The organism is Enterobacter sp. RHBSTW-00593 (genome assembly GCF_013784105.1).
GTDB classification, from domain to species: domain Bacteria; phylum Pseudomonadota; class Gammaproteobacteria; order Enterobacterales; family Enterobacteriaceae; genus Enterobacter; species Enterobacter ludwigii.
On the sequence record NZ_CP056393.1, the window covers coordinates 2,245,427 to 2,268,032 of the forward strand.

Annotated in this window: 22 protein-coding genes; 9 read left to right on the plus strand and 13 right to left on the minus strand. The window is 55.0% G+C overall.

Annotation, left to right across the window (positions count from 1 at the left end; translation table 11 throughout):
- Window position 1: 1 nt before the first annotated feature.
- The 4 genes from HV242_RS10570 to HV242_RS10585 form a co-directional block, all read right to left on the minus strand.
- Complete coding sequence (locus tag HV242_RS10570; protein WP_050736764.1) at window positions 2-2,383, minus strand: glucose/quinate/shikimate family membrane-bound PQQ-dependent dehydrogenase; 2,382 nt, start codon at window positions 2,381-2,383, stop codon at window positions 2-4.
- 282 nt (window positions 2,384-2,665) lie between these two features.
- Window positions 2,666-3,589: a LysR substrate-binding domain-containing protein gene (locus tag HV242_RS10575; RefSeq protein WP_014169993.1), complete on the minus strand. Its 924-nt coding sequence runs from the start codon at window positions 3,587-3,589 to the stop codon at window positions 2,666-2,668.
- Window positions 3,590-3,775: 186 nt separating this feature from the next.
- Window positions 3,776-4,660, minus strand: coding sequence for an SDR family oxidoreductase (locus HV242_RS10580; protein ID WP_014169994.1), 885 nt, complete (start codon window positions 4,658-4,660; stop codon window positions 3,776-3,778).
- Between the two features lie 64 nt (window positions 4,661-4,724).
- On the minus strand, window positions 4,725-5,114 hold the full coding sequence (locus HV242_RS10585; RefSeq protein ID WP_050736765.1) for a YdeI family stress tolerance OB fold protein: 390 nt from the start codon (window positions 5,112-5,114) through the stop codon (window positions 4,725-4,727).
- Between the two features lie 138 nt (window positions 5,115-5,252).
- Between HV242_RS10585 and HV242_RS10590 the strand changes: the two genes are divergently transcribed.
- Genes HV242_RS10590 through HV242_RS10605 form a run of 4 tightly spaced genes read left to right on the plus strand, consistent with a single transcriptional unit; the run spans window position 5,253 to window position 7,746 of the window.
- Window positions 5,253-5,756, plus strand: coding sequence for a hypothetical protein (locus tag HV242_RS10590; protein ID WP_050736766.1), 504 nt, complete (start codon window positions 5,253-5,255; stop codon window positions 5,754-5,756).
- 9 nt (window positions 5,757-5,765) lie between these two features.
- Window positions 5,766-6,212, plus strand: a complete 447-nt coding sequence (locus tag HV242_RS10595) for a DUF421 domain-containing protein (protein ID WP_020884195.1) — start codon at window positions 5,766-5,768, stop codon at window positions 6,210-6,212.
- A gap of 11 nt (window positions 6,213-6,223) precedes the next feature.
- Window positions 6,224-6,742, plus strand: coding sequence for a 2-oxo-tetronate isomerase (locus HV242_RS10600; protein ID WP_014169998.1), 519 nt, complete (start codon window positions 6,224-6,226; stop codon window positions 6,740-6,742).
- A 17-nt stretch (window positions 6,743-6,759) separates the two neighbouring features.
- On the plus strand, window positions 6,760-7,746 hold the full coding sequence (locus HV242_RS10605) for an SDR family oxidoreductase (protein ID WP_050736767.1): 987 nt from the start codon (window positions 6,760-6,762) through the stop codon (window positions 7,744-7,746).
- Here the strand turns inward: HV242_RS10605 and HV242_RS10610 are convergent, their stop codons facing one another.
- The 8 genes from HV242_RS10610 to HV242_RS10645 all read right to left on the minus strand — a co-directional run bounded on the left by HV242_RS10610 (window position 7,747) and on the right by HV242_RS10645 (window position 14,276).
- A complete protein-coding gene (locus tag HV242_RS10610; protein ID WP_050736768.1) occupies window positions 7,747-9,372 on the minus strand; it encodes an alpha-amylase family protein in 1,626 nt (541 codons plus the stop codon).
- An 8-nt stretch (window positions 9,373-9,380) separates the two neighbouring features.
- Entirely contained in the window at window positions 9,381-10,391 is a 1,011-nt protein-coding gene (gene cydB / locus HV242_RS10615) for a cytochrome d ubiquinol oxidase subunit II (RefSeq protein WP_014170001.1), read from the minus strand.
- Window positions 10,391-11,794 carry a cytochrome ubiquinol oxidase subunit I gene (locus HV242_RS10620; RefSeq protein WP_050736769.1) on the minus strand — a complete coding sequence of 468 codons (1,404 nt, stop codon included), beginning with the start codon at window positions 11,792-11,794 and terminating at the stop codon, window positions 10,391-10,393. Before HV242_RS10620 ends, cydB begins: the two co-directional genes overlap by 1 nt.
- Window positions 11,795-11,862: 68 nt before the next feature.
- Window positions 11,863-12,735 carry a manganese catalase family protein gene (locus tag HV242_RS10625; RefSeq protein ID WP_020884190.1) on the minus strand — a complete coding sequence of 291 codons (873 nt, stop codon included), beginning with the start codon at window positions 12,733-12,735 and terminating at the stop codon, window positions 11,863-11,865.
- Between the two features lie 16 nt (window positions 12,736-12,751).
- Complete coding sequence (locus tag HV242_RS10630; protein WP_014170004.1) at window positions 12,752-13,258, minus strand: ferritin-like domain-containing protein; 507 nt, start codon at window positions 13,256-13,258, stop codon at window positions 12,752-12,754.
- A gap of 25 nt (window positions 13,259-13,283) precedes the next feature.
- Window positions 13,284-13,487, minus strand: a complete 204-nt coding sequence (locus HV242_RS10635; RefSeq protein ID WP_020884189.1) for a hypothetical protein — start codon at window positions 13,485-13,487, stop codon at window positions 13,284-13,286.
- Window positions 13,488-13,510: 23 nt separating this feature from the next.
- Window positions 13,511-14,005 (minus strand): YciE/YciF ferroxidase family protein, encoded by a 495-nt coding sequence (locus tag HV242_RS10640; protein ID WP_020884188.1) that lies wholly within the window; start codon window positions 14,003-14,005, stop codon window positions 13,511-13,513.
- A gap of 91 nt (window positions 14,006-14,096) precedes the next feature.
- Entirely contained in the window at window positions 14,097-14,276 is a 180-nt protein-coding gene (locus tag HV242_RS10645; RefSeq protein ID WP_032681041.1) for a con-10 family general stress protein, read from the minus strand.
- 644 nt (window positions 14,277-14,920) lie between these two features.
- Between HV242_RS10645 and hglS the strand changes: the two genes are divergently transcribed.
- Window positions 14,921-16,264, plus strand: coding sequence for a 2-oxoadipate dioxygenase/decarboxylase HglS (hglS, locus tag HV242_RS10650; RefSeq protein ID WP_014170009.1), 1,344 nt, complete (start codon window positions 14,921-14,923; stop codon window positions 16,262-16,264).
- 42 nt (window positions 16,265-16,306) lie between these two features.
- Window positions 16,307-17,812: a carboxylesterase/lipase family protein gene (locus HV242_RS10655; protein ID WP_050736770.1), complete on the plus strand. Its 1,506-nt coding sequence runs from the start codon at window positions 16,307-16,309 to the stop codon at window positions 17,810-17,812.
- On the opposite strand, the gene HV242_RS10660 is transcribed toward HV242_RS10655, so the two are convergent.
- A complete protein-coding gene (locus HV242_RS10660; protein ID WP_050736771.1) occupies window positions 17,784-18,641 on the minus strand; it encodes a LysR family transcriptional regulator in 858 nt (285 codons plus the stop codon). The genes HV242_RS10655 and HV242_RS10660 overlap by 29 nt on opposite strands.
- 113 nt (window positions 18,642-18,754) lie before the next feature.
- Between HV242_RS10660 and HV242_RS10665 the strand changes: the two genes are divergently transcribed.
- From HV242_RS10665 to HV242_RS10675, 3 genes are all read left to right on the plus strand, one after another.
- Window positions 18,755-19,924, plus strand: coding sequence for a pyridoxal phosphate-dependent aminotransferase (locus HV242_RS10665; RefSeq protein ID WP_014170012.1), 1,170 nt, complete (start codon window positions 18,755-18,757; stop codon window positions 19,922-19,924).
- A gap of 10 nt (window positions 19,925-19,934) precedes the next feature.
- Window positions 19,935-20,708: a transporter substrate-binding domain-containing protein gene (locus HV242_RS10670; protein ID WP_025204230.1), complete on the plus strand. Its 774-nt coding sequence runs from the start codon at window positions 19,935-19,937 to the stop codon at window positions 20,706-20,708.
- A gap of 242 nt (window positions 20,709-20,950) precedes the next feature.
- On the plus strand, window positions 20,951-22,606 hold the full coding sequence (locus HV242_RS10675; RefSeq protein ID WP_049022859.1) for a glucan biosynthesis protein D: 1,656 nt from the start codon (window positions 20,951-20,953) through the stop codon (window positions 22,604-22,606).

Here is a 22,606-nt window from a genome sequence, read left to right on the forward strand (position 1 = left end):
GTTACTGCTTATCCGGCAGCGCGTAGGCAATCACGTAATCACCGCGATCCGGCGACTGACGGGCACCCCCCGCGTTGATGATGATGTACTGTTTACCGGTTTTCGGTGAAACATAGGTCATCGGTCCGGACTGGCTACCGACCGGCAGACGGTCTTTCCAGATCTCTTTCCCGGTGGCGGTATCAAACGCGCGCAGGTAGAAATCCTGGGTGCCGGCAAAGAACAGCAAACCGGACTGGGTAGCGAGTGACGCGCCCAGGGTCGGCATACCGATTGGGATCGGCATATGCATGCGAATGCCAAGCGGGCCAGTATCTTCCACCGTACCGACCGGAACCTGCCACACCAGCTTGCCTGATTTCAGGTCAACGGCTGACATGGTGCCAAACGGTGGCTTCTGACACGGAATGCCCAACGGCGACAGGAAGCGTTCACGCATAGCCCCGAACGGTGTACCGTCCATAGGCACAATACCCATTTCGATGCCGCTGGCGTTTTTCGCCACGTTGGCACGCGGTACCATGTAGTTTGCCAGGCCCAGGCGCATATCGTTAACGAACATCAGGCTGTTGTTCGGGTCGATTGAGACGCTGCCCCAGTTCATCCCGCCAAGGGAGCCCGGGAACTGCAGGGAACGGTCGAGACCCGGTGGGGTGAAGACGCCCTGGTGACGCATCTCTTTAAACTGAATGCGGCATAGCAGCAGGTCGACTGGTGTCGCCCCCCACATATCCGATTCGGTCAGCGTCTGGTTGCCAATCATCGGCATGCCAACAGAGTACGGTTGGGTCGGGGAGTAACGTTCACCTTCAACGTTACCGGCCGGTACCGGGCGCTCTTCCACTTTCGCCACGGGCTTGCCGGTTTCGCGGTTGAGCATAAAGATCATGCCCTGCTTGCTGGTCTGCACCAGCACCGGCGTGGTGCCACCTTTACCGTCGGGTAAATCGTACAGCAGCGGCTGGGAAGGGAGATCAAAGTCCCACAGGTCGTGGTGGGTGGTCTGGAAATGCCAGCGCACCTGACCGGTGGCGGCGTCCACCGCCACGATGGAGGAGCTGTACTTGTCATCCAGCGCCGTACGCTCACCCGCCCAGAAATCTGGCGTGGCGTTGCCGGTTGGCAGATAGATCAGGTTCAGTTTTGCATCGTAAGACATGGCAGACCAGACGTTCGGCGTGCCGCGTGTATAGGTCTGTCCTTCCGGTGGAAGGCCGGTCAGTTGCGGATTACCCGGATCCCATGCCCATGCCAGCTTACCGGTATGAACGTCATATGCACGCACGACGCCCGGCGGTTCGCCAGTGGAGAAGTTATCCGCGATACGACCGCCGACCACCACCACATTCCCCGCGACCAGTGGCGTGGAGGTCTGCTGATAGTAGCCCGGCTTGATTTCCCCCATCCCGATGCTCAGGTCAACGGTGCCACGATCGCCAAAGTCTTCACAGACTTTGCCGTTATCCGCATTGATGGCTATCAGTCGCGCATCGGTGGTCGGCAGGAACAGACGACGAGGGCAGGCCGCAGGCTGTGCATCTGCCTGTGACGTTGTCACGCTGCTGTGGTCTTCAAAATAACCCAGACCGCGGCAACGCTGCCAGTTCGGTGCCGAGGCTTTCGCGTCGTAACGCCATTTCTCTTTACCGGAGTCGACGTCCAGCGCCAGGACTTTACTGTACGGCGTACAGACATACAGCGTGTCGCCAATTTGCAATGGGGTGTTCTGATCTTCCGCACCGGAGCCGTTGCTCTGAGGAATATCCCCCGTGTGGGCAACCCAGGCCACCTTCAGATCGTTCACGTTTTGTTTGTTAATTTGATCGAGGGCGGCGAAGCGGTCACCGTGGGTGGTATTGCCCCAGTGCGCCCAGTTTTTCTGCTCCTGACCCGGTGCGACCGGTTTTACCGGTACCGGCTCATTCGCCACCACCAGCGTTTGCGGCTTGAACATCCAGCCGAGGCTCACCAGCATCACGACCGCCAGAACGGCCGCGACGCCAAACGCCGGTGCTTTATTCGGGGCGTTGTGGTTTGCGGCGCGCATAAACGGCCAGACGATGGCACAGAGGAAGGCCAGCACGGCAAATGTAAAGAGGCGCGAGAAGAGCGGCCAGAAATCCCATCCGGCATCGCTGACGGCCCAGAACAGCGAGGCGATAAACGCGATGCCATAGAGGACGATCCCGCTGGCGCGGTTGATGAAAATCAGAACGGCGGCAATCACCATCGCCACGCCCATGATCAGGAAGTACCCACTTCCGCCTACGGTAACAAGCTTTAAACCTAAGCCGCCAACAGCCAGACCGATGAGCGTCATCAGTCCGGCAAGGAGCCACTGCAGGATACGGGGTATCCCACGTGGCGCGCTGCCAAATGCCATTTCTGTCTCCTTTAAATCCCCCGCGTTGCGGAACGGTGCCGAATATGTACCAATTGGGTAATAATCGCGGAGGGGGATGAGGTTTTATACGGTTTATCCGCATCATGTGCGGTTGAATTCCTGTTTAACAAATAGCATGCGAACCATTTGGTGAATTCGAGGCTATGATAAAACTGTTAAATTGTTTTACGCAATTGTTAATGGATGATTTCGCATTTTTTGACCACAGAAACAAAAAACCCGTCGACAGGACGGGTTAGTGGTTGAGGTTGTAAAGGCGTCTCAGGCAGGCATGGATTTGCGGATGGCGCTGAGCAGCGTCTGCGCACCCGGGGAGAGCGGGGTATCCACGCGGGTTAATATACCGATAGGTTCGCCCGCACCTGGCGACGTCACCGGCAGTGCGGTAAGCGTGCCCTGGCGGAGATCATCTTTCACCGCGCCGGAGGGAACGAACCAGACGTAATCATAATCCACCGTAAGCTGGCGCGAAAGTGAGGCCGACAGCGTTTCGATGCAACCTGAAGGCAGTGAGCAGCCCTGCATCTGCAGCAGTGTCTCAGCGTTCTGACGCGGAACGGTGCCTTTTGGGGATACTACCACCGGCCACTCCATCACGCGGCTTAACGTCACCGTATCCTGCAGCAGGGGGTGACCGGGACGCACGACCAGCTTCAGGGATTCCAGGAACAACAGCTCGTAGTTAAGCCCGCCCATAAGCTCGGGGTCGGACATGCGCCCGATACCGAGATCCAGTTCGCCGGATTTTAGCCCGGCGAGCAGCATAGTGTTATTCATGGTGGCAACCTGAATAGTGGTATGCCGCTGATGTTTGTGGAACTGTCCAATGACCGGAGGCAGAATGCCGAGCGCCGCCGTTGGCAGGGCACCCACGCGCACAATCTCCGTGGCGTGCTCCTCTTTGCGGTTGAGCGACTGTCCGGCAGTATTCAGCGCATCGAGAACCTTGACGGCGTGCGTCAGGAATTGTTCACCCACGAGGGTGAGTTGTGCCCCCAGCCGACCGCGGTCGAAGAGACGGGTGCCGGTGAGTTGTTCCAGCTCGTTCAGCGTTTTGGAGAGCGCAGGCTGGCTTAGGTTGAGAGTTTCAGCCGCTCGCCCCAGCGTTCCCTGTTGAGCGACGGCCACAAATGTATGCAAATGGCGCAAGCGTATGCGCTGACTGAACAGACCATTTTTTTCCATAGGCGATGTTAAAAACAGAGCGATGCGGGTGACAAGCTAAGTTGTTTAATTTTGATAACTTGATAGCAAAATATTTTTAACATTTGATCTGTTTGAGTTACAACATGTTTTTTGGCAGGGGGGAGAGGAAGAACGTCCTTGTTCTTTTCGAGCACATTGAGAGCGTTACGTCAGTGTATAGCCGGGTTAAATCACGCCATCACCGCCGTCAGAGCACCATACCTGACCGGAGGTAAATGAACATTCATCCGAGGCCAGCGTGACATAGAGCGGTGCGATCTCAACAGGTTGACCCGGACGTCCCAGCGGGGTATCACCACCAAACTCTTTCACTTTTTCCATCGGCTGGCCGCCGCTGGATTGCAGCACCGTCCAGTAAGGACCCGGGGCAACCGCGTTGACGCGTATTCCTTTTGGACCAAGCTGTTTCGCTAAGGATTTGGTGAATACCGCCAGACAGGCTTTTGTCTGGGCATAATCCAGCAGCACAGGGCTGGGCTTAACCGCCTGGACCGAGGAAGTATTAATGATAGAGGCCGACGGTTTCAGATGGCGCAGCGCCGCTTTGGTTATCCAGAAAGGCGCATAGACATTGGTTTTGAAGGTCGCGTCAAAATCTTCCGTGGTAAGCTCTTCAAGGGATTCCCGGTATTGCTGACGACCGGCGTTATTCACCAGAATGTCCAGTCCCCCCAGTTTGGCCACCGCCTCTTCTACCAGATTCTGGCAGAACGTCTCATCACGTATGTCACCCGGCAGCGCGACGGCAATGCGTCCTTCCGCTTTGATAAGCTCAATGACGTCAACCGCGTCTTTCTCTTCTTCAGGCAGATAGTTGATTGCGACGTCAGCCCCTTCACGGGCGTAAGCGATCGCGACTGCGCGACCAATACCGGAGTCACCTCCGGTGATCAATGCTTTCTTGCCGGCAAGGCGGCCATGCCCTTTATAGCTCGTTTCCCCGTGGTCGGGTACGGGTTGCATTTCTGATGCCAGTCCCGGCGGCGTTTGCGGTTGCTCCGGGAAAGGGGGTTGCGGGTAAGCGTTCTGACGTTGTGTAGTATCACTCATAGCTGACTCCTTAAGCCAAGGGGTGAGATTTGATGGATAGTTGCAGCGTTAACGCTTCGCTGAATTATTTCTGCAAATGATCGACGCGCACGACAGGTGGCGATGATTTCTTATCAAGCGATCCGTTGATACTGATCATCTGATCGGGTTTTACTGTTCTGCCGTCGAATACTGCCTGGGGAATAATAACGTCTATTTTTCCGGTTTTATCCTGGAATACAAACTTATCGCCGTTACCGTCAATAAGGTTTCCGCGTAATGAAATAGTCGCACCATCATGCATTTCTTTTGCATGATCGATGGTCATAATTCGTGCGTCATCGGTTCCGCGATAACCGCTATCCAGTGCGTGCGGCGGTGGCGGTGCTTCACCTTTTTGTAACCCGCCGTTATTATCTGCCCATGCGGCCGGTACCAGAAATATCAAAAAAGCGGAAATAAGCGATAATTTCATCTGATATCCTTCATTTTGTGTGTCTTGACTTATTAAGTATTGTTGCTATTCCTTTATGTGGCAAATGTGATAAGTCTTAAAAACATTCGCTTTTGAAATCAAAAATATCGGTTAATAAGCGAAACGGTGATAGCCGCCATGAAGCGTCAAAGTGATAAGTTACCTGGGATAGATGAGAATTACCGATTGCTGACGTTTGAATATGGATTTCGTCAGGTGGGGTTTATTGTCCTGCTGGCCATTATCGTTGCGGCGATAGCGGGTTTCTTTTCAAGCGGAGTGGTGAGTGATACGCAAAGAACAAACTCGGCAAAGTCGCTGACCATCAACTACGAGCGCTTTGGCCGACGCCAGACGGAGTCGAAGATCCACCTTTCATTCCCGGTCAAAACAGAAGGGAAATACACCCTGAGTGTGACCAGCGAGAGCAACGATGTTTACGAGCCAGGAAGCGTTTGGCCGCAACCGGACAGCATGTTCAGTCGCGGGAATACGCTCTTTTTTGTTTATAACAACCTGAAAATGTCCGACAACTTCTCTGTCTTACTTTTCACGACCCCTGCACGCGCAGGTAAATGGAACAATGTCGTTCGCATAAACAACGAGCCGGAAATCCCTTTCTGGCAATTAATTTACCCGTAGGAGGCTGATATGGATATGGTCTTTCGTGCGTTGGCTATTTACCTGTTCCTCGTCGTGGTATTTAAAGTTGCCGGACGGCGCGCTTTGCTGCAGATGACCAGCTTTGATCTGATTCTCCTGTTAATTATCAGTGAGGCGACGCAACAGGCGCTGCTCGGGGAAGATTTTTCGGTCACCGGCGCAATGATTACCATTACCACGCTGGTGGTAGTGGATATTATCTTTGGGATAATGAAAAAATATTTCTCACCGGTAGAAAATATTCTTGATGGTACTCCGGTGATATTGGTTGAGAACGGCGTGCCGTTAGCAGATAAACTCAAAAAAGTCGACGTTTCCTGTGATGATATTCTGGTATCGGCACGCCAGAATAATGGTGTTACGCAGCTGAGTGAAATTAAATATGCCATTCTTGAGCGCAATGGTCATATTTCAATCATTCCTTTTGAGAAGTAAGAGGCCACGAAATGAGCAACCTTCACCACGATAACAATTATACCGTCGCCGAACTGACCAAAAAAGTGGCGAGCAAATTGACAGACCTAGGGCTTCGCTTAACCACGGCAGAATCCTGCACCGGCGGAAAACTCTCCGTCGCCCTTTGTGCTGAAGAGAACACGGCCGAATTTTATGATGTCGGCCTGGTCGTGTTCAGTGACGGCGCAAAAGAGCGCATTCTGGGCGTGCGTCCTGAGACCCTTGAACGGTATACGGCCGTGAGTGAACAGACGGTAACTGAAATGGCCGCCCGGATCCTGGAGATTGCCCAGGCAGATGTCAGTATTGCCATCAGCGGTTATGCCGGGCCAGAAGGGGGCGACGATGGCACGGCGGCAGGGACCGTTTGCTTCGCCTGGAACCTTCGCGGACACACGGAAACCCGTACCGTCCTGTTTTCCGGCGACTGCCAGGATGTGGTAGAGAAGGCGGTGCAGTATTCATTGTCTGAATTAGTGACCAGATTATCAGGCTGGGATAACGAGTAAATTAGCGCGGAGGTTCTATGGCCGTGATTGTCATTACCGGCGGTACGGCGGGTGTGGGGAAGGCAACGGCGCTGCACTTCGCAAAGGCAGGCTACGATGTGGGCATTATTGCCCGCGATGAGACAAGCCTGCACTCGACCCAGGAGGAGTTAACACGATTTGGCGTCAAAGCCTGTGCGGTACAGGCGGATGTCGCCGACAGCCAGGCGGTGGTGGACGCGGCAAACGAGATTGAATATCGCCTCGGTGCGATTGATGTGTGGGTTAACAATGCGATGGGTGCTGTGCTGGCACCGTTTCGTACCCTGACGCCGGATGAATTTCGCCGCGTCACTGACGTGACCTATCTTGGCTTCGTAAACGGAACCCGCGCCGCGCTGGAATTGATGGTGCCACGCGATCGCGGCGTGATTATTCAGGTCGGGTCCGCGCTGGCCTACCGCTCGATCCCGTTACAATCGGCCTACTGCGGCGCCAAAGCGGCGATTCGGGGATTCACCGATGCGGTGCGCACGGAACTGATGCATGAGAACAGCCGGGTGCAGCTTTCAATGGTGCAGATGCCGGGGCTGAATACACCGCAGTTTGACTGGGCAAGAAACAAATTCGCCTGGTCTATGCGTCCGGTTCCGCCGGTGTTTGAGCCTGAAGTTGCCGCGAGCGCGATTTTTAAGGTCGCGCAAAAACCGGTGCGCGAACTGTGGGTGGGCAGCAGTACCATTCAGTCGATCGTCGGACAATTCCTCTTCCCGGGTTTCCTGGACCGGCTGATGGTGAAGAAGGCCTGGGAAGGTCAGATGACTGACGATCTGAATGACCGGGATCGCCAGGATTATCTCGACCAGCCGGTCAACGACCTGCATAAAATCCATGGACGTTTTACCCCGGAAGCGAAAAACCGCGCCACGGCGATCACGTCAGGTGTGCCCGGGAAAGTCCTGTTAGGCTCCCTCGCGGTGGCGGGCGTTGTGCTGACGCGGCTGATGACCCGGCGTAAAAGGTAATCAGCGCAGCGCGCTACGGTTAGTCCAGAACCAGCGATAGCCGTAGCCGCTGAGGGTAAGCTGGACGGTTTTGCCACAGATCAGCGCGTCGTCATAGCGTTTATCCGCCAGGCAGGCGGTCCAGGTGGCGTGACGGATCCCGCGGGCGGTAAACTGGACCGGCTTGTCGCTAAAGTTAACGAAGGTCAGGATACTGCGCGCTTCGGCTTCGTAATAAATGCCCAGTACCGCGTCATCATCAATATTGATGAGACGAAACGGTGCGACAGCAATCTCCGGAAATTCAGAGCGCGTATTGGCCATGTCGATGATCCGGTGCAGCAGGGAATTGCGGTGCAGCAGGGAATCGGCCACGTTGATTTTCTGATAACGCCAGGGACCGCGATCGATGATTGGGGCGATAAACCGCTCAGGATCCGCTGCTGAAAAGCCACCGCCTTCTGACCCCGCCCACTGCATTGGCGTTCGCACGGCATAGCGCTCTTCCAGCGTCAGATCATCACCCATGCCAATCTCATCGCCGTAGCGCATGACCGGCACGCCTGGGAGTGAGAAGAGCACCGCGTGGCAGAACGCCAGCCGTTTTTGATCGCCCTTTAACATCGGTGCCAGACGGCGTCGTATCCCGCGCTGGTAGACGTTCATCTCTTCGTCAGGGGCGAAGGTGTCGACCACAATCTGTTTCTCTTTTTTACCAATCCCTTCCAGATCTAACTCATCGTGATTGCGCAGCCAGTTGGCAAAGCAGCACGAGTCAGGCGGGACAATCATCTTCCTTATGGCATTGCGCAGCGGTCGGGCGCTTTTCCTGGCAAGGCTGACGTAGAAATACTTATTGAGCCAGAAATTCAGCACCAGATTCAGACGGTTATTTTCGCCGAAATAGTCTTTATACGCCTCCACGTCGACGTCCACCTCACCGAGCAGGATCGCTTCCGGATTACGTGCTTCAATAAGGCGGCGCATATGCTCCAGGATCCATAACCCCTTTTTCTCGTCACCGCCGCCTGCCTGCGCGGTCAGGTGCGTTGCGGCATCGAGGCGAAATCCCGACACCCCGAGCTTGAGCCAGAAGAGGATAATATTTTCGATCTCGTTGAGCAGCGCGGGGCAGCTCAGATTCAGGTCGGGCTCGTGGTGATAGAACATATGTCGGTAGTATTGCCCGGCCTCGTCATCCCATGTCCAGACGCTCTCTTCCACGCCGGGAAACATCGGGGAGATATCGTCCTCGTTATTATCCGACCAGATGTAATAGTCACGAAAAGGTGAAGTTGGGTTGCGGCGCGCCTGCTGAAACCAGGGATGGGCGTCCGAGGTGTGCTGAATCAACAGCTCAATAATGACCTGCATACCCAGCTCCCGGGCCTGTTCAATAAAGGCGATAATGTCGGCCAGCTTTCCGAAGCGAGGATCAACCTGCAGATGGTCGCTGACGTCGTAGCCTTCATCCAGAAACGGGGTGAGGTAGAAAGGGGTGATCCAGATAACCGTCGCCCCCATGCGGCGAATGTAGCGCAATTTTGCGCCAATCCCGGCGATGTCCCCGCAGCCATCGCCGTTTAAATCATAAAAGAGTGCAGTATCAATCTGATAAATAATGGCTCGGGTGTGCCAATCTGCCATAGTTCACCTCAGTGATAACCTTCCGTGTCGGAAACTTTGCCCCGGAAAACGTAGTAGCTCCAGGCGGTGTACACCAGAATCACCGGAATGATCAGTAATGTTCCGACCAGCATAAATAGCTGGCTGGCCGGTGGTGCCGCAGCCTCCCACAGGGTAATGTGCGGCGGAATAATGTTAGGCCACAGGCTAATTCCCAGACCGCTAAATCCGAGGAAGATCAGCCCAAGGGTCAGCAGGAAGGGACGCGAGTGGCTGGCCGGGTTGCGCGTCAGTCTCCAGATCCACAGGCTAAACACGCCTACCAGCAGGGGAACCGGCAGGAACCAGATGAAGTTGGGGAAGGTAAACCAGCGGTCGGCAACGTACTGCCAGCCGAGCGGCGTCCAGATACTCACCACCGCGATCACCACCACCAGCGCCAGCAGCACGTGCCGGGTCAGTTCACGCATGCGGTTTTGCAACGCGCCTTCACTTTTCATGATAAGCCACGTAGTGCCGAGCAGGGTGTAGGCCACTACCAGCCCGATGCCGCAGAAAAGATTGAAGGGCGTTAGCCAGTCAAGGGCGGAGCCGACAAAACGCCGGCCCTCAACGTCAAAGCCGTTAATCACTGCTCCCACCACCACCCCCTGGCTGAAGGTGGCAAGCAAAGAGCCGCCGGCGAAGGCGTAGTCCCAGAATTTGCGGTGCGAAGGCGTTGCCTTAAAGCGGAACTCAAAGGCCACGCCGCGAAAGATAAGGCCAATTAACATGGCGGTAAGAGGGATGGTCAGCGCATCGATAATCACCGCATAGGCCAGCGGAAACGCGCCGAACAACCCCGCACCGCCGAGCACCAGCCAGGTCTCGTTGCCGTCCCACACCGGCGCTACGCTGTTGACCATTACGTCACGCTCTCTGGCATCGCCCACGAAGTTAAAAAGCAGCCCGATGCCCAAATCAAAGCCATCCATGATGATATACATCAGCGTGGCGAACACGATGATGGCAAACCAGATAACTGAGATATCGACGCCCATCAGTTTCTCTCCTGTTCCGGAACAGACTCAGCGGCAGACAGCGGACGGGCAGGGGTGCCCGAGGTATTTGACGTCAAGGTATCAACGGGCTGCGGACCTTTCTTGATAAGCCGAATCAGGTAGACGTAGCCCACGCCAAACACCGACGAATAGACCACAAAGAAGGCCAGCAGGCTGATGCTCATCTGCAGCGTGCTGTGCAGCGAGACCGCGTCGATTGTGCGCAGATAGCCATACACCACCCACGGCTGACGACCCACTTCGGTGGTGACCCAGCCGGCCAGCAGCGCCAGTAGGCCCGCCGGTCCCATGCACAGCGCGAACCAGTGGAAGGGCCGCGACTGGTAGAGTCGATGGCGATAGCGTAGCCAGACGCTGACCAGACCCAGCGTGATCATCAGTAGACCCATGCCGACCATAATGCGGAATGACCAGAAAACAATCGGTGAGTTCGGGCGATCTTTTTTCGGGAAGTCTTTCAGTGCCGGGACCTGTTTATCCAGGCTGTGGGTCAAAATCAGACTGCCAAGGGCAGGAATTTCCAGCGCGTAGCGGGTGCGCTCCTGCTCCATATCCGGCAGGCCAAACAGCAGCAGCGGTGTCGCTTCGCCTGGTGGGTTCTCCCAGTGACCTTCGATGGCGGCAATTTTGGCCGGCTGGTGTTCGAGGGTATTCAGGCCATGCATATCACCGACGACGGCCTGAATGGGCGCGACCAGCAGGGCCATCCACATCGCCATGGAAAACATGGTGCGTATCGCGGGCGTGTCGTTGCCGCGCAGCAGATGCCATGCGCCCGACGCCCCCACAAACAGCGCACTGCTCAGGAACGCGGCGATAGCCATGTGAATGAGACGGTAAGGGAAGGAGGGGTTAAAAATGATGGCCAGCCAGTCCTCCGGAATAACCTGACCGTTCTGAATACTGAACCCCTGGGGCGTGTGCATCCAGCTGTTGGAGGCGAGGATCCAGAAGGTGGACATCAGCGTACCCAGCGCGACCATACAGGTCGAGAAGAAGTGCAGGCCCGGGCCGACCTTGTTCCAGCCGAACAGCATCACGCCAAGAAAACCGGCTTCGAGGAAGAAGGCGGTTAAGACTTCATAGGTCAGGAGGGGGCCGGTAATACTGCCGGCAAACTGTGAGAATCCGCTCCAGTTAGTGCCGAACTGATAGGCCATGACCAGACCGGAAACGACCCCCATACCGAAGTTAACGGCAAATATCTTTAGCCAGAAATGGTACAGCGAGCGCCACACCTCATTTTTGGTGCGAAGCCACATCCCTTCGAGCACCACCAGATAGCTGGCAAGACCGATGGTGATCGCCGGGAATAGAATATGAAACGAGACGGTAAAAGCGAACTGGATTCTGGCGAGGTGAAATGCGTCGAGTTCGAACATGGTCCGTACCTCTGGAACTGTTGCGCACGAGGATTGCCAGGCAGTCCGGGGCTGCCTGGCAAAATCGGTTACGGTTTTTTCTTCCCGGCACCCAGTTCGGCGCCGGTCAGCGGGTCGGAATGTGGATCGGACTTCGTGCGGGCCGACATCGCTTTGACCAGCGTGGCCTGTTCGGTCGTCAGCGTCACGCTTGCACTCCCGTCTCCGCCGTCAACGGCAGGTTGGGGGGATTCAACGTAGTCGAAATGTTTATCGCTGTTCCAGCTTCCGCGAACCTCCCCACCTTCAGACATATTGTAGTACTTGTTGGTGTATTCCTCGATTGGCGGCAGTTTTCCCGGAGGGAAATTATTACGAATGGACTGAAGCGCCTTCTCAAAGGAGAGCTGATGCGCTGCCTCACGCGTCATCAGAAACGCCAGCGCATCCTTCACGCCCGGATCGTCCGTGACGTTAATCAGCCGTTCATAGATGATCTTCGCTCGGGCCTCGGCAGCCACATTTGAGCGCAGATCGGCGGTCGGCTCGCCAATGGTGTCGACATAAGCTGCCGTCCAAGGCACCCCGGCGGAGTTGGTCAACGGAGTACCGCCACCGTAAAGCAGGGAGGTGATATGGCTGTCGTTACCGTTTTCGGTCATGGACCGATACAGCTCGGCTTCATTTTCCACGCCCTCCGCCAGTGCGCCTTTAGCCCCTTTATTAAGCATACCCACCAGGGTACCGATAATTTCAAGGTGGCTTAACTCTTCGGTCGCGATATCCATTAGCATATCTTTACGACCCGGGTCGTCATCACTCAACCCCTGAGTAAAGTAACGGCAGGCGGCGGCCAGCTCGCCCTGAGGACCGCCGAATTGTTCCAGTAATAAATTGGCAAGGCCGGGATTCGGTTCGGCAACCCGAACCGTATATTGTAATTGTTTGACGTGTCGAAACATGTCTTCTCTCCTGAGGTTATTTTTTTGCTTCGACACCGGATGCGTCTGAACGCAGCAGGAACTGTTCGGTGGTCTGTGGAATGTGGCGAATCAGCCAGTCGGCCATCTCGCGCTCTTCCGCCAGGATACTTTCGATGGCGGGCACGGAAGCCATGTCGCCCGCTTTTTTGGCCGCGGCCAGCAGGGAGGTGTAGCAGGCTATTTCAAATTGTTCGAAAACATAGCCGCTGATAGACCCTTTGACGATCTCATCAGAGGGGAACATCCCGCCAATGGATTGTCCGAGCGCCGCCATTTTACTCATCGAATCTTTTAAAACCGAACGAGAAATATCATTACGGTCGAGGATCTCTTCCAGTAAGGTAATTTGTCGCTTTGTTTCACTAATATGCTGCTCAATTCTGGCGCGAACATCGGGATAATTATCGATACGGCTGGCCATGGATTCCAGCATAGATTCGGCTTGCTTTTCCATCGCATGGGCATCGCGTAGCCAGTCATGGTAGTGTTCTACGTGATTCATTATAATGTCCTCATTATGGTGTCGCTTATTTGGTCTCACTCTCAGCAGCCTGATCGGCACGCGCAGCACTGTAGCCAGATAAATGGCCGACAATATTGGCGTAGATACTGATGATAATGACCCATAGCACGCTGCTCTTCCACCATAAAACGGAAGGGATAGCGAGTATGAACCATATTATTGCTGCCGTTAAATGGCACCGTTTAATAGTCCTGGGACTGATGCTCATTTTATTTAACCTTTGCTATAGCGTCATTTTTGCGCTTTTTGGTTAATATTTCCTACGGCCAGGTCGGTAAGTTTAAGATCAGTTTCTTTCTCTTCTTCCAGCGTTTCGGCCAGAAGTTTAACGGCTTTTTTATAGCCCAGTTGTTCTGCTAATGTGGCGAGGGTACCGTAACTGGCAATTTCGTAATGCTCCACTTTTTGTGCTGCGGCAATTAATGCGGCGTCACGCACCTCATTTTTCTCGGTGCTCTCGATGACCTCATTGGCCTCTTCAATCAGGCCTTCCATTGCTACGCACTTCATACGTTTGAGCTTAAGGCCAGATTCTTGCTCGATAATCTGGTCGATACGCTCAATCTGTCCCTGCGTCTCTTCAAGGTGTGCACTAAAGGCTGCGCTCAGTTTTTCACTGGAGGCAGCACGAGCCAGTTTGCCGAGCGCGCGGGTCAGCTGCTTCTCAGCGCTGTAGGTATCGGACAGGAGGTGAATAAACACATCTTCGACACTTTTCATATTCATCATTACGCTCCGGTAAAATAAAGAAGGGGTACTGCGAGCCTGGAGGCCCGCAGCATGCTCTCTGTTTTAAATAAAAGAGATTTACATCAGATCAGGAGTTTTTACGGCCACCACCGTGGCTGTTTTCTCCTCCTTTCTTACCTGCTTCAGATGCGCGTTGCGGATCGTTTTTAAAATTACCGCCGCTGTGCTGGCCACCTTTACGTCCAGCTTCTGATGCTTTTTCACGGTCTTGTGAGAAATTACCGGAACCACCACGATGCTCTGCCATATTAAACCTCATATATTGGTTATGTCAGTTAAGATACGAAAATATTCCGTATCACTCGTCGTTCGAGTAATAACTTTAGTCGGTGTTTCATATTCGTCAAATATGTTTTGTAAACCATCGCTTCGTTGCTGGTTTATTTCTGATGGTTAACGCTTCGTTTAATATGAATATATCCTGGACGGCTTGCGGTTAACTGTCTGTCTTCATGGAGTTAATCCGCGAGCCGCAGAGGATAACTGTTTTTCTTGCATTGTTTATGCCTGAAGCGCGTGCGGCAGTCTAAAAATTACAGATTAATCTCAAGGAAAAAAATGGGAGTACGCTTGTTGCATTAACGAAATAAGATATATGCCGCTGATATTTGTTTTTAATGAGATGTTACCTCTTAAGATAATACTATTAATTACCTCTTAATGGTTAAGCGATGAGGTTATTAATAATACAATTTGATCAGAAAACGCTTTATTTAGAGAAGGTGAATCTACATTTAGAGAAGGTGTATCTGCCAGGTCATATGGGTGTCAGGGGCAGGCCAGCACACGCTTTAACCACTCCTGTCTTAAGATCACAAATCGGAAATTCTTCCCCCCAGAGGGAACGGGTTTCTCTACACTCCAGGTAATATTCACTGGAGGCATGACATCATGGCGAACACCATCACGGCTGATGATATTCGGGAACACTTTTCGCAGGCTATGTCGGCGATGTACCAGCAGGAAGTTCCGCAGTACGGCACCTTGCTCGACCTGGTTGCGGACGTAAACCTGGCGGTTCTGGAAAATAACCCACTATTACATGAACAACTGGCGAACGCGGATGAACTGGCGCGCCTGAATGTGGAGCGTCATGGGGCGATCCGCGTGGGTACCGCGCAAGAGCTTTCGACCTTGCGTCGTATGTTTGCCATTATGGGGATGTACCCGGTCAGCTATTATGACCTCTCTCAGGCGGGTGTGCCCGTCCACTCCACGGCGTTCCGCCCGGTCGATGATGCGGCGCTGTGCCGAAATCCGTTTCGTATCTTTACCTCGCTGCTGCGCCTCGAACTGATTGACAACGTCGTCCTGCGTGAGCGTGCCGCGGAGATCCTGTCTCACCGCAATATCTTTACCCCGCGTTGTCTGGAACTTATCGCGCTGCATGAGGCAGAAGGGCACTTTACGGATGCGCAGGCGCAGGCGTTTGTACAGGAGGCGTTAGAAACCTTCCGCTGGCATCGTCATGCGACGGTCGACCAGGAGACCTATCTGGCATTGCATAACGAGCACCGACTGATTGCGGATGTGGTCTGTTTCCCGGGTTGCCATATTAACCACCTCACGCCACGTACGCTGGATATTGACCGGGTGCAGGAGCTGATGCCGAAGTACGGGATTGAACCCAAAATTCTGATTGAAGGGCCACCGCGCCGCGAGGTTCCCGTATTACTGCGCCAGACCAGCTTTAAAGCGCTGGAAGAGCCGGTGCTGTTTGCCGGGGAGCATACAGGAACGCATACCGCGCGCTTTGGCGAAATTGAACAGCGCGGCGTGGCGTTGACGCCAAAAGGTCGTGCGCTTTATGACAGCCTGCTTGCAGAGGCCGGTACCGGTAAAGATAACATGACGCACCAGCTCCATTTGCGCGAGATCTTCAGCGCCTTCCCGGACAGTGAATTGTTGATGCGCCGTCAGGAGCTGGCCTATTTCCGCTATCGCCTGACGCCATCCGGGGAAGCGCATCGACATGCGTTTCGTCCGGGAGACGATCCACAGCCGTTAATTGAGCGCGGGTGGGTTGTCGCTCAGCCGATTACCTATGAAGATTTCCTCCCGGTCAGTGCCGCAGGGATTTTCCAGTCGAATCTGGGCAATGAAACCCAGGCGCGTAGCCACGGTAACGCCAGTCGCGACGCGTTCGAAGCGGCGCTGGGTTGCCCGGTGTACGATGAGTTCATGCTCTATCAGGAGGCTGAAATCCGCAGCAAACAGCGTTGCGGTTTGCTCTGAAATCGTTACTCTTCTGGGGTGTGATGGAAACAGAAGGTTGTTATGCAAAATCCCTCCGCCCCTGTGATTGAAACGCGCCAGGGCGCACTGTCTGGTTTAACGGATGAAAACGTTCATCTCTGGTGTGGTATTCCCTATGCGGCGCCTCCCGTTGGCAACTGGCGCTGGCGTTCGCCACGGCCGCCTGAACGCTGGGAGGGGCTGCGCCTGGCCACCGCTTTTTCGCCCTCAAGCTGGCAGAACAGTGAGTATTGCCAGGCGTTAGGCGGTGGCGATCCCGGCCGGTTTTCAGAAGATTGTCTGTATCTTAACGTCTGGTCACCCGTCGAGCGCCCGACGCCGCTTCCCGTCATGGTCTGGCTGCACGGCGGGGGGTTTACCATTGGCGCGGGTGGCCTGCCGCCCTATAACGGTAAGGCGCTGGCAACGCGTGGCGTGGTGGTTGTGACGATCAATTACCGTCTTGGTCACCTTGGCTTTTTTGCCCATCCCGCGCTGGAGGGAGAAGAAGACCGGGTGGTGCATAACTTTGCGCTGCTGGATCAGATCGCTGCCCTTGAATGGGTTCGGGAGAATATTGCCGCTTTCGGTGGCGATCCTGACAACGTGACCCTGTTTGGCGAATCCGCCGGCGCGCGCAGCGTGCTGTCGCTGCTGGCGTCTCCGCTGGCGAAGGGACTCTTCCACAAGGCGATTGTGCAAAGCGGATACACCCTGCCGGATACGCCGCGGGAACAGGCCCTGCAAAAAGGGGAAGCGCTGGCGGCGCATTTCGGCCTTGAGGAGGCGTCAGCAGAACAGTTACGTGCCATTCCCCCCGAAGCGTTCTGGCCGCTGGCCGCGCCGCTGAACATCGCCCCGGCCCCCATCGTCGGAGACTGTGTTCTGCCGGAATCAATGCTCGATGTGTTCTTTGCCGCGCGTCAGCATCCTGTTCCGGTGATGATCGGGTCGAACAGTGACGAAGCCAGCGTGATGGCGGTATTTGGTATCGATCTCGCCGGTCAGATCCAGAAGCTTCGCCGTGAACGTCGCTTTGGACTGGGGCTGATCAAACTGCTCTATCCGGGGGTGAAAGGGGATGTGGAGCTTGGCAGGCAGGTGTGCCGGGATATGGCTTTTACCACCATGGGATATGTGGTGATGCAGGCCCAGCAGCGCGTGGGCGGCTTGTGCTGGCGTTACTGGTTCGACTATGTGGCGGAAGCAGAGCACGCAACCTATATCAACGGTGCCTGGCACGGTAATGAGGTACCGTACGTGTTTGACACCCTTGGTGAGATTGAGCCTTCCTGCCACTACGTTAATGCGCGAGACCGGCAATTCGCAGCGCAGGTTGCAGATTATTGGGTGAGTTTTGCGCGTGACGCCGGTCACCGGGAAAGTCTTCCTGGCCCGACGCACTGGCCGGCCTGTCGAAAAGGAAGGGACGTGCTGCTACGTATCGGTGTGAATAAACATGCAGGTTTCAGGCTTGAAAACCGCTTTATGCGCGCGCGCATGAGCCTCTTTAAGCGCGTCATGAAACACCATGTGAGCCTCGACTGAGCAGGCAGGCGCGAAACGCCGCCAGCCCATTTTCCTGGCCAGGCGATTCGCGCAGAACCAGTCTGTAGCTCGCACCCGTTTTAATGCTGCTCTCAAAAGGCCGCGCCAGCCTTCCGGCGCGGACATCTTCTTCCACCAGCGTTTCGTCGGCAATGGCCACCCCCAGCCCCTGAATGGCGGCCGTGATGGCAAGGTCCATCGTGTCGAAGTGTTGATTTTTGTGCATAACAACCCCCGGGCCTTCCTGCTTCGCCAGCCACAAGGACCAGTCTGTCTTATCCCGTGTCGGGTGAAGGAAGGTTAACGCACCCAGTTCGCAACCTGCTCGCAGGGGGCTCATTACCGGGGTTAACGCCTCTTCAAACAGCAGATCGCCCGCGCTCATATGGGTGCCAAATACAATGGCCGCGTCGTAAGATTCCGTTTTGAAATTGACGTTATGGTCGGTAGTGGTGGTCAATGCGATCTGCATATCCGGCTGCTCGCGCTCCACCTCCAGCAGACGAGGCACCAGCCAGCGCATGGCGCAGGTGGGTGCTTTGAGTCGGATCACGGTTTGCTGGGTACGGGCCCGATCGGCCAGGGTCAGCAGCGTTTCAAAAGTGGATTGCAATTCCGGAAGCAGGGCGCTGCCCTGTGGGGAGAGGCGCAGGCCGCGCGCATGGCGCTCGAACAGCGGAAAGCCGAACCACGCTTCAAGGGTGGCGATTTTGCGACTTACGGCTCCCTGCGTCAGACAGAGCTCTGTTGCGGCATGGGTCAGATTCAGATGACGCGCGGTGACTAAAAAGGCGTCGATGGCATTAAGCGGGAGCGAACGGCGCGACATTAACCACCTCAGGTATGCGTTTTTCTCATGGCTATTATGACAACAATTCGATTGTCCCGACAACCGACTTGTTGTTTGAATAGTTATGCATTCATCATGAGAAAGGAAAGAGGATGACGTTACACACTCCGGTGCACACCCGTTCCAAATTACCCGATGTGGGAACCACGATTTTTACCGTTATCGGCCAGCTCTCCGCCCGGCATAACGCCATCAATCTTTCTCAGGGTGCACCCAATTTTTCCTGCGATCCCAAACTGGTCGCCGGGGTGACCCGGGCGATGGAGGCAGGGCACAACCAGTACGCGGCAATGACCGGCCTGCAGCCGCTTAAAGAGCGTATTGCGGATAAAATTGCCACCCTCTACGGCACGCACTATGACCCGGCCAGCGAAGTGCTGGTCACCGCCAGTGCCAGTGAAGGACTCTATTCGGCGATCAGCGGGCTGGTGCACCCGGGCGACGAAGTGATCTACTTTGAACCGTCGTTTGACAGTTACGCCCCGATTGTTCGCCTGCAGGGGGCCACGCCGGTTGCCATTAAACTGACGGTGCCGGATTTTGCCGTCAACTGGGATGAAGTCCGTGCGGCGATCACCCCGCGTACACGCATGATTATCATCAATACTCCGCACAACCCGAGCGGGCAGGTCTTTTCAGCAGAGGACCTGCAGCAGCTGGTGGCGGTGACCCGCAATACCGATATCATTATTTTGTCTGACGAAGTGTACGAACACGTCGTCTTTGATGGTGAACCGCACCACGGTATGGCGACACATCCGCAGCTGGCGGAGCGGAGCGTCATTATCTCTTCCTTCGGAAAAACCTATCACGTGACCGGCTGGCGCGTGGGTTACTGTGTTGCTCCGGCGGTACTGATGGATGAGATTTGTAAAGTCCATCAATTTCTGATGTTTTCTGCCGATACGCCAATGCAGCATGCGTTTGCAGAGCACATGATTGACCCGCAAACCTGGCTGTCGCTGGCGGCGTTTTATCAGCGCAAACGCGATCTGCTGCAAAGTTTGCTGGAAGCATCACCGTTCAGACTCTTGCCGAGCGCCGGTTCGTTTTTCCTGCTGGCCGACTACAGCCAGTTTAGCGATGAGCGCGACAGTGAACTGGTGAAACGGCTGATCGTTGAGTATGGAGTGGCCACCATTCCGCTGTCGGCGTTTTATGCGGATGGTACGGATAATAAATTGATTCGTCTCTCTTTTGCGAAAGATGAGGCGACGTTACGGGCAGGTGCCCAGGCCCTGTGTCGGGTTAAACCACGCTAAGGAGTTGGAGATGAAATTACGCGCGTTAGTTGTCGGCATGGGATTGCTGTGTACGTTTTCGTCATTCGCGGCTACCGAACTGCGGTACGGGCTGGAGGCGGAATATCCGCCGTTTGAAAGCCGAAATGCTGCTGGCGAACTGGAAGGGTTTGACGTTGAGCTGGGCAATGCCATCTGCAAAGCCGCAGCGCTGAAATGCACCTGGGTTGAAACCTCTTTTGATGCGTTAATACCGGGCCTGGTGGCGAAGAAATTTGATGCCATTAACTCGGCGATGAACATCACCGAACAGCGACGTAAAAGTATTGATTTTACCCAGCCGATTTACCGCATCCCGTCGCAGCTCGTTGGCAAGGCCGGTACCGCGGTAGAGGCAACGCCCGCGGGGCTTAAGGGCAAAACCATCGGTGTCCTGCAGGGCTCAATTCAGGAAACCTACGCGAAAGAGCACTGGGAAAAGCAGGGTGTCACCGTGGTGTCTTATAAAGATCAGAATATGGCCTGGGGCGATCTGCTGAATGGCCGTATCGACGCCTCGCTGGTTATGTCCGCGGCCGGGCAGGCAGGTTTCCTCAGCAAGCCGCAGGGGAAAGGGTTTGGCTTTATCGGCAAACCGGTGTCGGACGACACTATCCTCGGCAGTGGGATCGGCTTTGGGTTGCGTAAAGGGGACGAGGCCACCAAAAAGCAACTTGATGCCGCAATTGATAAAGTGCGTGCCGATGGCACGATCGCTAAACTCGCTGATAAGTACTTCCCAGGTATCGATGTCAGCGTAAAATAACCGCCTCATTTGCCCCGACTGACGATGTCCAGCCGGGGCATTTTTATACACGTCTTTATACCTTTCTTTACACCTTTTTCGGGTCGTTCTGGTCGACAGAAAATATTTCGCACTTTGTACAGATAATCGCCGCCCAACAATTGGATTCTTAACCATTTTTGTTTAGGCTGTGCGTTCTTTCTTGCCGTCATTTCGCCGAGTGCGAAACACATTCACACGACCATAAGGACGTTTTTCCAGGCATGAATCGCAGACGTTTTCTAAAAGGCTCGCTGGCAATGGCAGCCCTGAGCGGCACAACTGGCCTTGCTTCCCTGTTTTCCAAAGCGGCTTACGCTGCTGACTCTGACATTGCTGACGGTCAGAGCCGTCGTTTTGACTTCTCCGTACTGCAATCCATGGCCCATGACCTGGCGAAAACCTCGTGGGGCGGAGCACCGCGACCGTTACCGGACACGCTGGCGACCATGACGCCGCAGGCCTATAACGCCATCCGTTACGATGAAAAACAGTCACTGTGGAATAACATTGAAGGCCGTCAGCTGGACGTGCAGTTCTTCCATATGGGCATGGGTTTCCGTCGCCGCGTGCGCATGTTCTCGCTGGATCAGTCAACGTCACAGGCGCGCGAAATCCACTTCCGTCCTGAGCTGTTCAGCTACGGTGAAACCGGTGTTGATACGAAGCAGCTGGAAGGGCAAAGCGATCTTGGGTTTGCCGGTTTCCGTGCCTTCAAGGCACCGGAACTGGCGCGTCGCGATATCGTCTCATTCCTGGGGGCGAGCTATTTCCGTGCGGTTGATGATACCTATCAGTATGGTCTTTCCGCGCGGGGTCTGGCGGTGGATACCTTTACCGACACGCCGGAAGAGTTCCCTGACTTCACCGCGTTCTGGTTTGAAACCGTCAAACCGGGCGACACCACCTTCACCGTCTATACGCTGCTGGACAGCCCAAGCATCACCGGTGCGTATAAGTTCGTGATCCACTGCGAGAAGAGCCAGGTGATCATGGAGGTGGAAAACCATCTCTATGCGCGTAAAGACATTAAACAGCTCGGCATTGCGCCGATGACCAGTATGTTCAGCTGCGGTACAAACGAACGCCGCATGTGCGATACCATCCACCCGCAAATTCATGACTCCGACCGTCTCGCCATGTGGCGCGGTAACGGGGAGTGGATTTGCCGTCCGCTGAACAACCCGCAGAAGCTGCAGTTCAATGCGTTTGTGGACAAAAACCCGAAAGGGTTCGGCTTGCTCCAGCTCGATCGCGATTTCTCGCATTATCAGGATGTCATGGGCTGGTATAACAAACGCCCAGGCCTCTGGGTGGAGCCGCGTAACGACTGGGGTAAAGGTGCGGTTGGCCTGATGGAGATCCCGACAACGGGTGAAACACTGGATAACGTGGTCTGCTTCTGGCAGCCAGAAAAACCGGTGAAAGCGGGCGATGAGCTGGACTTTAAATACCGTCTTTACTGGAGCGCCATGCCGCCGGTCCGTTCCCCACTGGCGAATGTCTTCGCGACCCGTACCGGTATGGGTGGGTTCCCGGAAGGCTGGGCGCCGGGCGAAAACTACCCGAAAGTGTGGGCCCGTCGCTTTGCTATCGACTTCGTCGGGGGCGATCTGAAGGCTGCCGCGCCAAAAGGCATTGAGCCGGTCATTACCCTCTCCAGCGGTGAAGCGAAGCAGGTTGAGATCCTCTACGTTGAGCCGTTTGACGGCTATCGCATTCTGTTCGACTGGTATCCTACCTCGGATTCGACCGAACCGGTGGACATGCGCCTGTTCCTGCGCTGCCAGGGGGATGCGATCAGTGAGACCTGGCTGTATCAGTATTTCCCGCCTGCGCCGGACAAACGTAACTACGTTGACGATCGCATCATGCGTTGA

Bases quoted from the DNA above. Each gene is read 5' to 3' on its own strand.
- HV242_RS10570 (WP_050736764.1), bottom strand. From the start codon at position 2,383: ATGGCATTTGGCAGCGCGCCACGTGGGATACCCCGTATCCTGCAGTGG.
- HV242_RS10575 (WP_014169993.1), bottom strand. From the start codon at position 3,589: ATGGAAAAAAATGGTCTGTTCAGTCAGCGCATACGCTTGCGCCATTTG.
- HV242_RS10580 (WP_014169994.1), bottom strand. From the start codon at position 4,660: ATGAGTGATACTACACAACGTCAGAACGCTTACCCGCAACCCCCTTTC.
- HV242_RS10585 (WP_050736765.1), bottom strand. From the start codon at position 5,114: ATGAAATTATCGCTTATTTCCGCTTTTTTGATATTTCTGGTACCGGCC.
- HV242_RS10590 (WP_050736766.1), top strand. From the start codon at position 5,253: ATGAAGCGTCAAAGTGATAAGTTACCTGGGATAGATGAGAATTACCGA.
- HV242_RS10595 (WP_020884195.1), top strand. From the start codon at position 5,766: ATGGATATGGTCTTTCGTGCGTTGGCTATTTACCTGTTCCTCGTCGTG.
- HV242_RS10600 (WP_014169998.1), top strand. From the start codon at position 6,224: ATGAGCAACCTTCACCACGATAACAATTATACCGTCGCCGAACTGACC.
- HV242_RS10605 (WP_050736767.1), top strand. From the start codon at position 6,760: ATGGCCGTGATTGTCATTACCGGCGGTACGGCGGGTGTGGGGAAGGCA.
- HV242_RS10610 (WP_050736768.1), bottom strand. From the start codon at position 9,372: ATGGCAGATTGGCACACCCGAGCCATTATTTATCAGATTGATACTGCA.
- cydB (WP_014170001.1), bottom strand. From the start codon at position 10,391: ATGGGCGTCGATATCTCAGTTATCTGGTTTGCCATCATCGTGTTCGCC.
- HV242_RS10620 (WP_050736769.1), bottom strand. From the start codon at position 11,794: ATGTTCGAACTCGACGCATTTCACCTCGCCAGAATCCAGTTCGCTTTT.
- HV242_RS10625 (WP_020884190.1), bottom strand. From the start codon at position 12,735: ATGTTTCGACACGTCAAACAATTACAATATACGGTTCGGGTTGCCGAA.
- HV242_RS10630 (WP_014170004.1), bottom strand. From the start codon at position 13,258: ATGAATCACGTAGAACACTACCATGACTGGCTACGCGATGCCCATGCG.
- HV242_RS10635 (WP_020884189.1), bottom strand. From the start codon at position 13,487: ATGAGCATCAGTCCCAGGACTATTAAACGGTGCCATTTAACGGCAGCA.
- HV242_RS10640 (WP_020884188.1), bottom strand. From the start codon at position 14,005: ATGAATATGAAAAGTGTCGAAGATGTGTTTATTCACCTCCTGTCCGAT.
- HV242_RS10645 (WP_032681041.1), bottom strand. From the start codon at position 14,276: ATGGCAGAGCATCGTGGTGGTTCCGGTAATTTCTCACAAGACCGTGAA.
- hglS (WP_014170009.1), top strand. From the start codon at position 14,921: ATGGCGAACACCATCACGGCTGATGATATTCGGGAACACTTTTCGCAG.
- HV242_RS10655 (WP_050736770.1), top strand. From the start codon at position 16,307: ATGCAAAATCCCTCCGCCCCTGTGATTGAAACGCGCCAGGGCGCACTG.
- HV242_RS10660 (WP_050736771.1), bottom strand. From the start codon at position 18,641: ATGTCGCGCCGTTCGCTCCCGCTTAATGCCATCGACGCCTTTTTAGTC.
- HV242_RS10665 (WP_014170012.1), top strand. From the start codon at position 18,755: ATGACGTTACACACTCCGGTGCACACCCGTTCCAAATTACCCGATGTG.
- HV242_RS10670 (WP_025204230.1), top strand. From the start codon at position 19,935: ATGAAATTACGCGCGTTAGTTGTCGGCATGGGATTGCTGTGTACGTTT.
- HV242_RS10675 (WP_049022859.1), top strand. From the start codon at position 20,951: ATGAATCGCAGACGTTTTCTAAAAGGCTCGCTGGCAATGGCAGCCCTG.